General features: G+C 34.4%; 14 protein-coding genes and 1 tRNA gene. 11 read left to right on the top strand and 4 right to left on the bottom strand.

Features of this window, described 5'->3' with window-relative positions:
* Positions 1 to 19: 19 nt before the first annotated feature.
* A tRNA-Ala gene (locus tag ACRDEC_RS02045) sits at positions 20 to 93 on the bottom strand.
* A gap of 62 nt (positions 94 to 155) precedes the next feature.
* On the opposite strand from ACRDEC_RS02045, the gene ACRDEC_RS02040 reads away from it, so the two are divergent.
* From ACRDEC_RS02040 to ACRDEC_RS02010, 7 genes are all read left to right on the top strand, one after another.
* Positions 156 to 482 (top strand): ferredoxin, encoded by a 327-nt coding sequence (locus ACRDEC_RS02040; RefSeq protein WP_431496663.1) that lies wholly within the window; start codon positions 156 to 158, stop codon positions 480 to 482.
* A 98-nt stretch (positions 483 to 580) separates the two neighbouring features.
* Positions 581 to 943: an S-adenosylmethionine decarboxylase family protein gene (locus ACRDEC_RS02035; protein WP_431496662.1), complete on the top strand. Its 363-nt coding sequence runs from the start codon at positions 581 to 583 to the stop codon at positions 941 to 943.
* A 3-nt stretch (positions 944 to 946) separates the two neighbouring features.
* Positions 947 to 2,176: a DUF4178 domain-containing protein gene (locus ACRDEC_RS02030; protein ID WP_431496661.1), complete on the top strand. Its 1,230-nt coding sequence runs from the start codon at positions 947 to 949 to the stop codon at positions 2,174 to 2,176.
* A 201-nt stretch (positions 2,177 to 2,377) separates the two neighbouring features.
* Entirely contained in the window at positions 2,378 to 2,593 is a 216-nt protein-coding gene (locus ACRDEC_RS02025; protein ID WP_431496660.1) for a DUF350 domain-containing protein, read from the top strand.
* Positions 2,586 to 4,103 (top strand): polyamine aminopropyltransferase, encoded by a 1,518-nt coding sequence (locus ACRDEC_RS02020; protein ID WP_431496659.1) that lies wholly within the window; start codon positions 2,586 to 2,588, stop codon positions 4,101 to 4,103. The genes ACRDEC_RS02025 and ACRDEC_RS02020 overlap by 8 nt, the downstream gene beginning before the upstream one ends.
* Positions 4,081 to 5,709, top strand: coding sequence for an FAD-dependent oxidoreductase (locus ACRDEC_RS02015; RefSeq protein WP_431496658.1), 1,629 nt, complete (start codon positions 4,081 to 4,083; stop codon positions 5,707 to 5,709). Before ACRDEC_RS02020 ends, ACRDEC_RS02015 begins: the two co-directional genes overlap by 23 nt.
* Positions 5,687 to 6,721 carry a hypothetical protein gene (locus tag ACRDEC_RS02010; protein WP_431496657.1) on the top strand — a complete coding sequence of 345 codons (1,035 nt, stop codon included), beginning with the start codon at positions 5,687 to 5,689 and terminating at the stop codon, positions 6,719 to 6,721. Before ACRDEC_RS02015 ends, ACRDEC_RS02010 begins: the two co-directional genes overlap by 23 nt.
* 9 nt (positions 6,722 to 6,730) lie before the next feature.
* Here the strand turns inward: ACRDEC_RS02010 and ACRDEC_RS02005 are convergent, their stop codons facing one another.
* Together ACRDEC_RS02005 and ACRDEC_RS02000 are read right to left on the bottom strand one after the other, a co-directional pair.
* Positions 6,731 to 7,513 (bottom strand): DUF3050 domain-containing protein, encoded by a 783-nt coding sequence (locus ACRDEC_RS02005; RefSeq protein ID WP_431496656.1) that lies wholly within the window; start codon positions 7,511 to 7,513, stop codon positions 6,731 to 6,733.
* A 239-nt stretch (positions 7,514 to 7,752) separates the two neighbouring features.
* A complete protein-coding gene (locus ACRDEC_RS02000) occupies positions 7,753 to 8,931 on the bottom strand; it encodes an acyl-CoA dehydrogenase family protein (protein ID WP_431496655.1) in 1,179 nt (392 codons plus the stop codon).
* Between the two features lie 332 nt (positions 8,932 to 9,263).
* On the opposite strand from ACRDEC_RS02000, the gene ACRDEC_RS01995 reads away from it, so the two are divergent.
* Positions 9,264 to 9,482, top strand: coding sequence for a hypothetical protein (locus tag ACRDEC_RS01995; RefSeq protein ID WP_431496654.1), 219 nt, complete (start codon positions 9,264 to 9,266; stop codon positions 9,480 to 9,482).
* A 174-nt stretch (positions 9,483 to 9,656) separates the two neighbouring features.
* Positions 9,657 to 11,402 carry a helix-turn-helix domain-containing protein gene (locus tag ACRDEC_RS01990; RefSeq protein ID WP_431496653.1) on the top strand — a complete coding sequence of 582 codons (1,746 nt, stop codon included), beginning with the start codon at positions 9,657 to 9,659 and terminating at the stop codon, positions 11,400 to 11,402.
* On the opposite strand, the gene ACRDEC_RS01985 is transcribed toward ACRDEC_RS01990, so the two are convergent.
* Complete coding sequence (locus ACRDEC_RS01985; protein ID WP_431496652.1) at positions 11,399 to 11,614, bottom strand: hypothetical protein; 216 nt, start codon at positions 11,612 to 11,614, stop codon at positions 11,399 to 11,401. The two genes, ACRDEC_RS01990 and ACRDEC_RS01985, sit on opposite strands and share 4 nt — an antisense overlap.
* Before the next feature lie 270 nt (positions 11,615 to 11,884).
* Here ACRDEC_RS01985 and ACRDEC_RS01980 point away from each other — a divergent pair, with 270 nt between their 5' ends.
* Positions 11,885 to 13,447, top strand: coding sequence for a vitamin K epoxide reductase family protein (locus tag ACRDEC_RS01980; protein ID WP_431496651.1), 1,563 nt, complete (start codon positions 11,885 to 11,887; stop codon positions 13,445 to 13,447).
* Positions 13,448 to 13,540: 93 nt separating this feature from the next.
* Positions 13,541 to 13,771, top strand: a complete 231-nt coding sequence (locus ACRDEC_RS01975) for a hypothetical protein (RefSeq protein ID WP_431496650.1) — start codon at positions 13,541 to 13,543, stop codon at positions 13,769 to 13,771.
* Positions 13,772 to 13,811: the final 40 nt, after the last annotated feature.

The following is a 13,811-nucleotide window of genomic DNA, read 5'->3' as shown; positions in this document are numbered from 1 at the left end:
GAGCGCCATTTTGATTAAGTGGAGAATACCGGATTCGAACCGGTCACCTCTTGCCTGCCAGGCAAGCACTCTAGCCAAATGAGCTAATCCCCCTAAAACTGTTGCCAAATATAATCTTTTTATTGAATAATTTATATTTTTGCTAAAATTTTAGCATGGACATCACAATAAAAATTACCGATAGGGAAGGGACAACTCACGAAGTGCAGGCGCCAACAGATATGAATATGAATATCATGGAATTGGTGAGGATGTATGAGCTTGCTCCTGAAGGAACTATAGGGATTTGCGGAGGAATGGCCATGTGTGCTTCCTGTCAATGTTATGTGCTCAATGATGTGGTACTTCCCGAAAAAGGAGACGATGAGGATGCTATGCTTTGGGAAGCTTTTAATGTAAAAGAAAATAGCCGATTAGGTTGTCAAATTAATATCACTCCCCAAATTGACGGTTTGGAAATCGAATTAGCCCCTGAATCTTAAGCGCAAAACCAATACTTTTATTTTTTTGTAACAAAAGGCCAACACCTGCGTATAACTACCATTATTTCTTAAACAAAACACCTTTTGGTAGTAACTAAATGAATTCAATTTCCTATTCTCCAGGGTTACATAAACTAACAACACTTCAGGTTGAAGAAAATCAAAAACTTACAGATAGTAAGGGCTTTGTTGCAGTTACCCATACAATATTAGAAAAATACAATTTGGAAAAGTTAGGTATTGTTGTTCATGATTTTGAAAATAACAGTTTTACCATTGCAGTTTGTTTAAAAGAATCTCATATTTGTATTCATACTTGGCCGGAGTTCGGTCAACTGACATTAGATGTTTATCTATGCAATTATTTACAAGATAATTCCCAAAAAGTAAAAGCAGTGATGGATGATTATGTTGCTTATTTTAATGCCATCATTATTAAGGATTTTGAAATTGAAAGATAAATTATGAAAGTACCTTGTTTTCAATGTAATGTTACTACAGATTTAGAAATTAATTTTGAAGTTAAGAACTTTGTCTGCCCCAATTGCCAAAATTTATACATTGCTGCTGAAGACGGTTTGCGTTCTCAGCGAAAGTTCAACTACAAAGAGGAACATATCGGTCTGCAAATAGGCCAAAAAGGAAATCTTAAAGGAGAAGAATATACTGTTACGGGATTGTTAATCAAAAAAACGTATGGTTCTTATTATTGGACAGAGTATATTCTGCAAGGAACATCGGGTAATTTTATTTATCTTTCCGAAGCAACCGGACACTGGATCCTACTAAAAGATATTGAGGAAAAGTACGATGTCAAAAACCATCCGAAATATATTAGACACGATGATCGGGTATTTGATCTTTATGAATATACAGATGCAGAAATAGTATCTGCCCAAGGATATTTTGATTTTGATATTCCAAGCAAAAAGGTCAGCATGTTTGAATACATTGCGCCTCCATATATTCTTTCAATTGAAAGATTAAAAGACACGGAAAACAACTTTTTAGGAGAACATATTTCTGTTAATGAAATTAAAAAGGCCTTCCCGAATACTACTTTGCCTCGAAAATACGGAACTGGACTTGTAGAACCTTTTTATCTCAATGTAAGAAATTCAGCAATTGTATTTTGTGTAATAGCAATTTTAATTTTTATATCACATGCACTAATTTACAGCGATCAGACAAAAAAAGTAGTGCTCGAGAAAGATTTTTCGTTTAGTGAATACAACAATAAAGATTTTGTAAGTCCTTCTTTTACACTTGAAGGAGGTTCGGCTCCCATGTCAATCTTCGTATATACCGATACTAATAATTCATGGGCAAACGTCCAGATTGCTTTAGTAAATGAAACCACAAATGATGAGGTTTATGCTAATAAAGATGTCGAATTTTATCATGGATACACGGAAGGAGAAAACTGGACTGAAGGAAGTAACAACGAGGAATTTTATCTTTGCGGAGTCAAAGCCGGGAAATATCATCTTACGATAACACCACAAAAACCACCGGAAGATTTAACCAATAACAATATAAGGGTATCTGCAGTTTGGAACGAATCTTCTACGTGGAATGCCTGGATTCCTGTTATTTGTATGGGCTTATTGATGATTGTAATTTACCAGCTTAACAAATATTTCGAACAGGGCAGATGGGCAGAAAGTGATTATTCACCTTTTGAAGAAGAGTAAATGGAAAATATAGTAAAGTTTATAAAAAATAATATTCTGGCCATTGTGATTGGATTGTTTTTTTATTCAGTGTACCTGTTTTTTACCTTTTCAGGTAATAGAATCTGTGATTGTGAAAGTACTGAAAAATATAATTCATCTCAATCGAGAGGCCATAGTTCAATTAATCGTTTTTATCATAAATAATCAAACCAAAATAGTATGGATATCGTATCATTAAAACCAATCGTAAATTCGCTTATTTTTTCTCTCTTAGGGATTATAATCCTGTTAGTGTCTTATTTTATAATAGAAAAGCTAACTCCTGAAAATACATGGAAAGAGCTTGTTCAAAAAAACAACACTGCTGTTGCTATTGTTTTTGCAGCACTTATCATTGGGATGTCAATGATTATTAGCGCAGCTATTCATGGGTAAAAAATTTCTGAAATTTGAATTCCTTCTCCTTTTTGCCGTTTTTACCATTGCAACTTGCGGATTAGTTTATGAATTGGTTGCCGGAACATTAGCCAGTTATTTGCTCGGGGATTCAGTAAAACAATTTTCATTCATCATTGGAGTTTATCTTTTTTCGATGGGTGTAGGGTCGTATTTTTCAAAATTTCTAACTAAAAATATGCTCAACACTTTTGTTGAAATCGAAATTTTAGTTGGATTAATTGGAGGTTTAAGTTCCGTACTACTTTTTTTATTGTTTGAAAGCGTACAGTCTTTCCAGCTTATTTTATATTTTCTGGTCTTTGTGACGGGTTGTCTCGTAGGTTTGGAAATTCCCCTTCTGATGAATATTCTTAAGGATAAAGTAGAATTCAGGGATCTGGTATCCAATGTTTTCACCTTCGATTATATTGGTGCTTTGTTAGCATCAATCCTTTTTCCATTGATTTTAGTGCCAAAACTAGGAATAATGGGCACTTCCTTATTCTTCGGAATGATCAATATAAGTATTGCAATCGTACTTTGCTTTGTTTTAAAAAAGGAATTGAAAAAAGCGTATTTGTTAAGAGGAAAAGCTATCTTTTCTTTTCTTCTCTTGTTAACGGTTTTTATTTTCTCAGATCAAATATTGTCTTATTCCGAAGGAAAACTGTATGGAGAAAATATTATTTACTCAAATTCTACGCAATACCAACGCATTGTTTTAACTCATAACAAAAGTGATTATCGTTTGTATCTTAACAATAACCTGCAATTCAGTTCTGCTGATGAATACCGTTATCATGAGGCTTTGGTGCATCCGGTAATGTCTATGGCGAAAAAAGCGGCTAATATTCTGGTGCTTGGAGGAGGTGATGGATTAGCAGTTCGTGAAATTCTGAAATACAAAGACGTAAAAAAAATAACATTGGTCGATTTAGATGAAGGCATGACCAAACTGTTTAAAACCAATAAAGTACTGACAGACTTTAACCAAAATTCGCTTAATAATCCCAAAGTGACGGTTTATAATCAGGATGCTTATATCTGGGCGAAAAACTGTCAGGAAAAATATGATGTTGTAATTATCGATTTTCCGGATCCTTCCAATTACAGTTTGGGGAAATTGTATTCACTAAATTTTTATGCTACGGTAAAACAAATACTGACTCCTGATGCAACAATTGTAGTTCAGACAACGTCGCCTTATTTTGCGCCGAAATCTTTTTGGTGTATCAATAAGACCATGATGGAGGTTTTCCCGCAGGTTGACGCCTATCATGCTTATGTGCCGTCTTTTGGTGAATGGGGATTTACTATTGCCGTAAATGGTTTCAAAACCAATTTCAATCAGGTAAACAGACAAGTTCAAGGATTGAAATTTTATAACTATCAATTCGAAAAGTTGAATTATTTCTCCAAAGATATGGTTTCCAAAGACATTGAAATCAATAGATTAGACAATCAAATTTTAGTACGCTATTTCGATGAAGAATGGGGAAAATTATAATTATTCAAGAAGAAATCTTATAAAGGGAATAGGAGCTTCTTTGCTTCTCATGCCTTTTTTGCAGTTCTGTTCAGACAAAGTGATTACATTGCTCATCCGTTTGTCAGGAACCAATCATGTTTTGGGACACAAACTCCGTGTCAAAAATTTTCCGGAAACAAGCAGCCAGATTCATATTCCGTATCTTATTGTGGGCGGAGGTATTTCGGGTTTAAGTGCAGCAAGGCAGTTCAGCAGAAAGGGAATTTCCAACTTCTTAATCGTTGAACTGGAAAATCATTTGGGAGGAAATTCTTCTAACGGAGAAAATAAATATTCCAAATATCCCTTAGGCGCCCATTATCTGCCTTTGCCTAATTTTCAGGATAAAGAACTGCTGCAATTCCTTCAGGAAGAAAAAATAATTTTGGGTTATGATAGTAACAGACTTCCCTTATTTGATGAATTGCAATTGACTTTTGCGCCTGAAGAAAGGTTGTTCTATAAAAATAATTGGCAGGAAGGGCTGATTCCAAAAACAGGAAACAGTATAAATGACGATAATGAGTTCCAACGGTTTTTTTCTGAAATGGAATCGTTTCGGGAAGCAAAAGGCAGTGATGGAAAGTTTCTTTTTATGATTCCATTGTCGCTTTCTTCAACAGATGAAAAGTCAAGAAAGCTGGATCAGATTACGATGAAAAAATGGCTCGATGCCCATAATTTTACTTCAGAGCCGCTTTTGGAATATGTGGATTATTGTTGTCGTGATGATTTCGGATTAGGAATTGAATACCTTTCAGCTTGGGCCGGAATGTATTATTTTGCTGCCAGAAAACAGGATGCAACGTCCGATAAGAAGGACAATGTGCTTACTTGGCCCGAAGGGAATGCCCGATTGGCCAGTCACCTGAAAAAATATACGGAAGGAAAAGTCCTAAAAAATCATTTGGTCTATGACGTTAAAATAAGTGGTGATAAAGTAATTGCCAAAGCGTTTGATGATACAAATCAAAAGGCCATTGAGATAATTGCCGACAAGGTTATTATGGCAACACCTCAGTTTATCAATCAATATGTTCTTGAAAACAGGAAAGCGTTCACAAAAGAATTTCATTATGCGCCCTGGCTTTTAGCCACGTTAGTGGTTTCGGATCTGTCGGGTAATTTTAGTTTTCCGCTGTGCTGGGATAATGTCATTCATGGCTCAAAAGGATTGGGTTATATTTACGACCAGCATCAATCATTGAAGCAAGTTCAAGAGAAAAAGGTCATCACGTATTACCGCAGTTTCTCTTCGTCTGATTTGAGAAAAACCCGAAAAGACTTTTATCAGCAAAAAGAGGAATATTGGAAAAGACTGATTTTTGATGATTTGAAAATAGCACATTCTGACATCGAAGCTGATACTGAAGAAATTAGCATTCATCTTTTAGGGCACGGTATGATTAGCGCTGTTCCGGGATTTATTTTCGGTCAAGCCAAAAGAAAAGCGGCCGAGCCCATTGGCAATAAAATTTTCTTTGCCCACTCGGATTTGTCCGGGGTTTCTGTCTTTGAAGAGGCTTTTCATCAGGGAATTAACACTGTAAATCGGATTTTAAATGGCACAACCCTGGATTCATAAACCAAAAACGGACAGCATCTTTATACTGGCTCCATCATTTGTTGTGGTAGTCATTGTTTTTATGTTTCAGGATTTTATTAAAACCGTTCAAAACGATTACTCTTTTTATACTTGGCTTTTTCTGATTGTTTTTATTGATGTGGCGCATGTCTACGGAACTTTGTTTAAAACCTATTTTGTTCCTGGTGAATTTCGAAAGAAAAAAAAATTATTGACAGCCTTGCCCATCATTTGTTTTGCTGTTGGGTTGCTTCTTTTTACTTTCGGAAGCGCTGTGTTTTGGTCTTCTCTGGCTTACATAGCAGTATTCCACTTTATTCGGCAACAGTATGGTTTTATGCGATTGTATGCCAGAAACGATACAAAAACAAAAATAGGCGGGTACATTGACAATCTGATTATTTATACAGCAACAGGTTACCCTATGGTATACTGGTTTTTGTCTTCACCAAGAAAGTTCAATTGGTTTGTAGAAAAAGAATTTTTCAGATGGTCCAATCATTCTTTACTGTCTGTTTTGGGATACATTTATGCGGCAATAATGGTATTTTATATCATCAGAGCAGCGTACAAAGGAATCAGGGAGAAGTATTTTAATATCCCTAAAAATGCCGTTATTATAGGAACCGCGCTTTCCTGGTATTTTGGGATTGTATATTTCAATGACGATTTGATTTTTACAATGCTTAATGTAGTCTCACACGGAATTCCCTACATGGCCTTGATTTACCTGAAAGAAATAGATGGTAAACCGAATAAAGAGTTGGGCGTTTTGTCCTGTCTGAAAGAATTTAAAGGACTGCTTCTTTATATTGCAATTCTACTGATTATCGCTTTTTCGGAAGAATATCTGTGGGAGATTTTAGTCTGGAACGAGCAGTTTTCGTCTACTGCAATTGATTTTTCAGGATGGCAGTTTTTATTGGTTCCCTTATTGACAGTGCCACAGTTTACACATTATATTTTAGATGGATTTATATGGAAATCCAATAAAAAAGCCCCTGTAAATTAGGGGCTTTTTTTATAAAACTAAATGCTGTTCGTGTATGTGCTCTTCAATGGCATTCCATAAGCCAATTCTTTTTTCAAGTGCTAACACCGAAACTTCTTCCGCTTCTTTCCATTTCTGACTGTCTTCGCCGCAAAGCTCAGTAATCATCTGCATAGCCATTGGGCCGTGTTCGTCTGCGTCTAATTCGATGTGACGTTCGAAATAATAAATCAATTTCGATAAATCGGTTTCAGGGAAATTGGTTTTGAAATTTCGTAGGATTTCAGTAAACATATTCGGAATTAAATCCTCTCTTCCAAAGGTAAAAGCAGCGGCAATTTTATGCGGTTTTCCTTCTTCAATGACACGGAAGGTAAAGTCTAAAAAGGCTTTTACATCAGGATGCAAATTGCTTTTCTTTATAGAGATAAAAATATTTTTTGTAACAGTGACATCTTCCAAAAACGATTCGATTGCTGCTGTATCCGCACCACAGGACTGCATGGCTTCAAGATACATTTCAAAATGACTTTTTCTTTTTCCGTCCAAGGAAATGTCTGTTTCTTCCGCCAAAACGATTTCGTTAATCAAATAACGGATCTCCGCGTTTTTAGTAGCAAACCAAGGCGTTGTTGTACAAGTCAGTTTCTGCTGTAAGGCTTTGAGTAACGACATAAAATCCCAAACGGCATACACATGTGTTTCTAAAAAACAATGTAAATCATTAATATTCTGAATCTGGCTGTATAATGGATGCTGGAGTAAAATATCCTTTTGAGGCTGGATATTTTCATTGATATTCTGTATCGTCATAGTGAGATAATTTATACAAAAGTAAAAAAGCTTATCCTGATAGGGAAGCTTTTTAACATTGTATTTATCGATAGTACAATCAGTAAATCATATTATTTCGTCTGAAAGTGAAGCTGTAGCTGTTATTGAGCCAATTGTACTTGTTGTTGCTCAATTGTTGATAAGACACAAAAAAAGCCCCTCTGTAAAGAGAAGCTTTTAAAGGTTGAATTTAATAACTAAATTAAAATCCTAATCTATTATTTGAAAGCTGAAATTCCGGTAACATCCATTCCGGTAATCAATAAATGAATATCGTGTGTTCCTTCATAAGTAATTACAGATTCTAAGTTCATCATGTGACGCATGATTGAATATTCTCCGGTAATTCCCATTCCGCCTAGCATCTGGCGTGCTTCACGGGCAATTTCCACTGCCATGTTTACGTTGTTTCTTTTTGCCATTGAAATTTGTGCAGAAGTTGCTTTTCCTTCATTTCTCAATACGCCTAATCTCCAGGTTAGTAATTGTGCTTTTGTGATTTCAGTAATCATTTCGGCCAATTTCTTTTGCTGTAATTGTGTTCCTGCAATTGGTTTGTCAAACTGAATACGCTCTTTTGCATAACGCAGCGCCGTATCATAGCAATCCATAGCAGCACCAATAGCTCCCCAGGCAATTCCGTAACGCGCAGAATCAAGACATCCAAGTGGTGCTCCTAATCCTGATTTGTTTGGCAATAAATTTTCTTTAGGGACTTTTACATTGTCAAAAATTAACTCTCCTGTAGAAGAAGCTCTCAATGACCATTTGTTATGTGTTTCAGGTGTCGAAAATCCTTCCATTCCTCTTTCTACGATCAATCCGTGAATTCTTCCGGTTTCGTCTTTTGCCCAAACTACTGCGATATCAGCAAAAGGAGCATTTGATATCCACATTTTAGCACCATTCAATAAATAATGGTCTCCCATATCTTTAAAGTTGGTAATCATGCTTCCCGGATCAGAACCGTAATTAGGCTCTGTTAAACCGAAACAGCCTATAAATTCTCCAGTAGCTAATTTAGGAAGAAAACGCATTCTTTGTTCTTCATTTCCATATTTCCAAATTGGATACATTACTAAAGAAGACTGTACAGATGAAGTAGAACGAACACCTGAATCACCACGCTCAATTTCCTGCATGATTAATCCATAAGAGATTTGATCTAAACCAGCACCGCCATATTCTACAGGGATATAAGGACCAAAACCGCCAATTTCTGCTAAACCTTTTACAAGTTGCTTAGGAAATTCTGCTTTTTGTGCATATTCTTCAATGATTGGAGAAACTTCACGTTTTACCCATGCACGCGCTGAATCACGTACTAATTTATGTTCTTCTGTTAGCAAATCATCTAACTGATAGTAATCTGGAGCTTGAAATAAATCTGGTCTCATTATTTTTTCGATTTTTAATGAGTGCAAATTTACGTAAAGAAATGTAACAAATCAATGCGCAAATGTTATAATCTTCCGCAAACAATCTTTAATCGGATAATTTCTAATAAATATAAAGTCTCTAGCTTGTTATATTGTAAGAAATTTCACTAAAAATTAACATTTTCTATTTTGTGTTTAGAGAATTAAAAAATAATTTTACTGAAATTTCTTATAAAATAAGACTTGAAATCATCGTTTTTTAAAATAAAAAGAATCATATAAAAACAGACATAAACCCCAAGTGTCTTAAAATGATTGGGATAGTAACCAAATTTCAAAAACTTTTAATCATGTTAAAAAACATCTTAACCTTGAATGGAGTTCAGACATTGTCTAAAAAAGAACAAAAAGCAATCAACGGTGGAATTCCTGCCGGTTGTCATTACGAAACTTGGCCGGGGACAAGCCTTGCTTTTTGTAAGGAAAATTTAGGTGGAAACAACTTTACTTATTCAAATGGAATGTGTAAGGCTTATTTCTGCAGAACAATTGTACCGCCACCATATTAATAGTATTTCAATTAGATGGTATTAATTGTCGGAAAAGCAGAGAAAATTGCATATTCTCTCTGCTTTTTTTGTTTAAAACCCATTGGAAGGCTATAAAATAGCAGATAAGGAATGGCCTGTTTGATTATTAAATCTTATAAGCTACTTTTGGTGCAATTTTATTAAAAACTCCAAATGAAATTTCTTATCTATTGTTTTATTTTCTTAGCCTCAATTCATGTTTTTTCTCAAAAAGGTAATTTAACCAATAAGGAGTACCAAATATTGCAGGAAAAAGTAAAATCGATGATCAATTCCAATATTGACAGTGCTTTTATTTTTGCTTCAAGAATAGAACAATCAGATATCGCAGAACAAAAAGCTTTTGCACTTGGCAGTAAGGCGTATTTATTTCAGCTTAAAACAAATAGTCTGGAATCAAAACGAAGCTATGACAAAGCTTTCCATTATCTGGATAAAATGGTTGTTCCAAAGGAAAAGATAAAAATGCATGCCTTTTTGCTTAATATTGGAGGTCTGATCGATTGGAAAAAAACGGATTACAGTAAAGCGCTGATGAAATACCAGCAAGGAAAAAAGCTTTCTGAAAGTATTCTGGATTACAGTCAGGTTTTAAAATTCAACAATAATATTGCTTTGATTAATGGTGATGTTGAAAATTTTAAATCGGCTATCGCTGCTTCAAGAGAGTCGGATCGCATGATTGACAAAATTAAAAACACGTATACGGATGAGCAGCTGTTAAGGGATAAAGGGAACACGTATAGCAATTTGGGTAATTTCTATGAAAAATACTACTATAAGAATAAAGAGAATCGTATTTTTCTGGATTCTGCAGAATATTTCTATAAAAGAACAATCTTATATTCAAAAGGTTTTGATGATAGAAAGATAAGTGCGCTGTCTAATTTAGGGAACGTTTACTACGAAAAGAAAGAATACAAAAGAGCCGAAAAAATGTATCATGATTTGTTGTTACTTACCAAAGAGAGCGGGTACGTTTCAAGATATTATAGCGTGAATTTCAACCTGGGAAGGCTTTATTTTTATACTAAAAAATACGATGATGCACTGACTTGTTTCAAAAAAGTAGATTCGATTTATAATTTGACCAAAACGGAAGAATCCGGATTTATCGACGATTCACATTATTATCAGGCAAAGATATATGACCTTTATAAGGATCCGGAAAAGTCGTATTACCATTCAAAATTGTACTTGGATGCTTTTGAGAAAAATGAAACCAAGTTCAATAAAGAATCAATGGAAGTTAATTATTCTATTGGTATAAAGAATATTAAAAAGGAAATAATAGCTATTCAAAGAAAGAATGAAAATGCAATTTTCCTAAAAAGAGGATTGATTCTCTTTGTTGTAATTGGATTTGTTGTCCTTCTGTTTGTTCTGTTCCGAAATGTAAAAAGAAGAAAAACCGTTGAAGAGAAGATTAATCTGCTGATTGCCGAACATAAAACAAATATGGAGCTTAAGGATGTTCCGTCAGAAGCAGTAAAAGCTTTGCATCAGGATAAAGTGAGTTTGTTGAGTATTGATGAAGAGAAAGAAAACGAAATACTGAAAAAACTGATTCTTTTGGAAAAGAAATTACAGTATCTGAACCCTGATTTTACGCAGCAGGCTGTAGCCAAAAAAATTAAAACCAATACTACGTATCTTTCTTATGTAGTGAATAAAAGATTTGGAAAGACTTTTAGTGAATACGTAAATGAATTAAAAATGAATTATGTAATCAATGAAATGATTTCTAATCCAACATTCAGAAAATACTCTACACAAGCCATGGCGGAAAGTGTGGGTTATAAAAATGCGGTTTCTTTTACCAAGACATTTAGTAAAAGAACCGGAGTCACTCCGGTTCAGTTTATTAAAAAATTAGAAAGTCAGGACGATAATTCTTAAGGCAAAGATACTCTGATTTCATCTTCACCTTGTTTAATACTTCCTGTACTTGAAAGAACGATTGGTCCTCCCCATTGAGGTTCTTCAAAATCTTCCAATTCAAATGGTGGCACAGGTTGGGTTGGAGGTAACCCTCCCGTAATTGATTTTTTCCCTTCAATGGTTAATTGATTTCTTTTAAAATCATCAAAATTCGATTCCTTCTGTTTCATTTATTTCTATTATTTTAATTGTTAACAAGGCAAATTTATTGTTATTCGCAATCACTTTTACTTGTTTTTGTTTTTTGAAGAAATATTTCAAACAAAAACGAATTTTTCTCTTTAGAACCAAGGCTTTAAAGGGGTTTTAATGTATTTATAATTTATAAATTGTATACATAATAATTTATAAATAGTTAAAACGCCACTAGCCTTTAATAAAAAAAAAGCTACATATTTGCCAAAACATTTTATGATTCATTAATCGAAAAAAAAGAAGTGATGATAAGTTTAGTTAAAAGGTATTTAGACATAAATTATTTTTCAGATCAAAAAGAAGCTTTTGAAGATCTGTTTCTTTCACATCCTAATTATCCAAGCATATTTGCAATTACGGATTCCTTAGATATGTTATCTGTCGAGAACATTGCAATCAAAGTCCCTAAAGAACAATTGCCGGAATTACCGGATTCTTTTTTAGCCATTTTTAAAGAAGAATTGGTTTTGGTTTCTAAAACGGATTCGTTGATTAAAATAGAAGCAAAAGGAGAAAAGAAAAATATATCAACAAACGAATTTCTGGAAGATTGGAACGGTGTGATTGTGGCTGTGGAGCCAAACGAAATTCAGTCTGGTAAAGGAAATGGGATTAATTTTGGAGTTCTTCGGTATGCATTGCCACTTTTAGCTTTGATTTTACTGTCAATAGTATTTAATAAATACGGTCTGAATCATTTGTTAACTCTCCTGCCGTCAATTATTGGTTTGGTTATCAGTGTTTTTATTGTTCAGGAGAAATTTGGTTATAAAAATGAAGTGGTGTCTAAACTTTGTAATATCAATCCGAATGCATCTTGTGATTCAGTGATTAAATCTGATAAAAGTGAAATAAATAAATGGGTTGGTTTTACAGATTTGCCGCTGATTTTCTTTGCGGTCAATGTGCTTGCCGTTCTGCTTCAGCCAAATCCTTCGGCACCTATTGTGGGATTACTTAGTTTAATTGCACTTCCTGTTATTGCCTATTCGGTTTGGATGCAGAAATTTCAGCTGAAGAAATGGTGCGTTTTATGTTTAGCAGTATCGTTTTTGATTTTGACACAAGCAATTGTCTTTTGGTTTGGCTTTAAATTTGATACAAACATTGTTTTTACTAATCTTTATTTCTATTCGTTTGTATTTATTGTGATTTCTTCGATTTGGCTGTTTTTAAAACCGATTTTTGAAAATAAAATTAAAGCGGAGAGAAGTGCAAATGAGTTGAAGAAATTTAAAAGAAACTACAAACTTTTTAAGTTCTTGGCAAAAGAAATTCCTGTTCAGGAAGGTTTGGAGAAGTTAGAAGGACTGAATTTCGGAAATCGTAATGCTGATCTGGAACTGACAATTATCATAAGTCCAAGTTGCGGGCATTGTCATAAAGCATTTCAGGATGCCCATGAATTGTATTCAAAATTCCCGGAGAAAATTTTCCTGAATATTCTGTTCAACATCAATCCCGAGAACAGTGAAAATCCATATAAGACGGTTGTAGAAAATCTGCTGGCAATCCAGAATCATAATCCTGAGAAAGCAGCTGCAGCGATTATCGATTGGCATGTCAAAAAAATGGGGCTGGAAGAATGGAAAGAAAAATGGGTAATGAATATGATTGATATGAAAGTAAATCATCAAATATACCAGCAATACAGATGGTGCTTAGAAAACGAATTCAATTATACACCAATAAAAATTATAAATGGGAAAATGTTCCCGAATGAATATGAAATCAATGAGTTGAGGTATTTTTTAAACGATTTTTCAGAAGAAAAAGCGGCTGGACAAAACCTATCAATTCAAGCTTAACAATAGCTAAAAAAATTCTTGGCCGAGAATGGACATAAATCCCAAATGTCTTAAAATGATTGGGTCATTAATCTATTTTCAAATAAAAATATCATGTTAAAAAACATTTTAAACTTAGAAGGCGCTCAAAAATTAACAAAAAATGAGCAAAAAGCAGTTAGCGGAGGAAAGCCACCACGCGTTTGTGAAACTTTTGGAGGTCCGTCTGGAGTTTGTGGGCCAACATGTTACCCAATTAACCAATCAGCTTGTTCAGGAACAGGATATCCGGTTTTCGTCCCGAATTATTACTCTAGCGGTAAAGGTTCTTGTTGTAACTATTAATCAAGGACTAGGAACTTTCTTTCTGATGATGGCATGACGC

This window comes from Flavobacterium sp. (assembly GCF_050696275.1).
Lineage (GTDB): Bacteria > Bacteroidota > Bacteroidia > Flavobacteriales > Flavobacteriaceae > Flavobacterium.
The sequence above is the reverse complement of the archived record's forward strand: the minus strand, read 5'-3'. Positions and strand labels throughout refer to the sequence as shown.

Bases quoted from the DNA above. Each gene is read 5' to 3' on its own strand.
- ACRDEC_RS02040 (WP_431496663.1), top strand. From the start codon at position 156: ATGGACATCACAATAAAAATTACCGATAGGGAAGGGACAACTCACGAA.
- ACRDEC_RS02035 (WP_431496662.1), top strand. From the start codon at position 581: ATGAATTCAATTTCCTATTCTCCAGGGTTACATAAACTAACAACACTT.
- ACRDEC_RS02030 (WP_431496661.1), top strand. From the start codon at position 947: ATGAAAGTACCTTGTTTTCAATGTAATGTTACTACAGATTTAGAAATT.
- ACRDEC_RS02025 (WP_431496660.1), top strand. From the start codon at position 2,378: ATGGATATCGTATCATTAAAACCAATCGTAAATTCGCTTATTTTTTCT.
- ACRDEC_RS02020 (WP_431496659.1), top strand. From the start codon at position 2,586: ATGGGTAAAAAATTTCTGAAATTTGAATTCCTTCTCCTTTTTGCCGTT.
- ACRDEC_RS02015 (WP_431496658.1), top strand. From the start codon at position 4,081: ATGAAGAATGGGGAAAATTATAATTATTCAAGAAGAAATCTTATAAAG.
- ACRDEC_RS02010 (WP_431496657.1), top strand. From the start codon at position 5,687: ATGGCACAACCCTGGATTCATAAACCAAAAACGGACAGCATCTTTATA.
- ACRDEC_RS02005 (WP_431496656.1), bottom strand. From the start codon at position 7,513: ATGACGATACAGAATATCAATGAAAATATCCAGCCTCAAAAGGATATT.
- ACRDEC_RS02000 (WP_431496655.1), bottom strand. From the start codon at position 8,931: ATGAGACCAGATTTATTTCAAGCTCCAGATTACTATCAGTTAGATGAT.
- ACRDEC_RS01995 (WP_431496654.1), top strand. From the start codon at position 9,264: ATGTTAAAAAACATCTTAACCTTGAATGGAGTTCAGACATTGTCTAAA.
- ACRDEC_RS01990 (WP_431496653.1), top strand. From the start codon at position 9,657: ATGAAATTTCTTATCTATTGTTTTATTTTCTTAGCCTCAATTCATGTT.
- ACRDEC_RS01985 (WP_431496652.1), bottom strand. From the start codon at position 11,614: ATGAAACAGAAGGAATCGAATTTTGATGATTTTAAAAGAAATCAATTA.
- ACRDEC_RS01980 (WP_431496651.1), top strand. From the start codon at position 11,885: ATGATAAGTTTAGTTAAAAGGTATTTAGACATAAATTATTTTTCAGAT.
- ACRDEC_RS01975 (WP_431496650.1), top strand. From the start codon at position 13,541: ATGTTAAAAAACATTTTAAACTTAGAAGGCGCTCAAAAATTAACAAAA.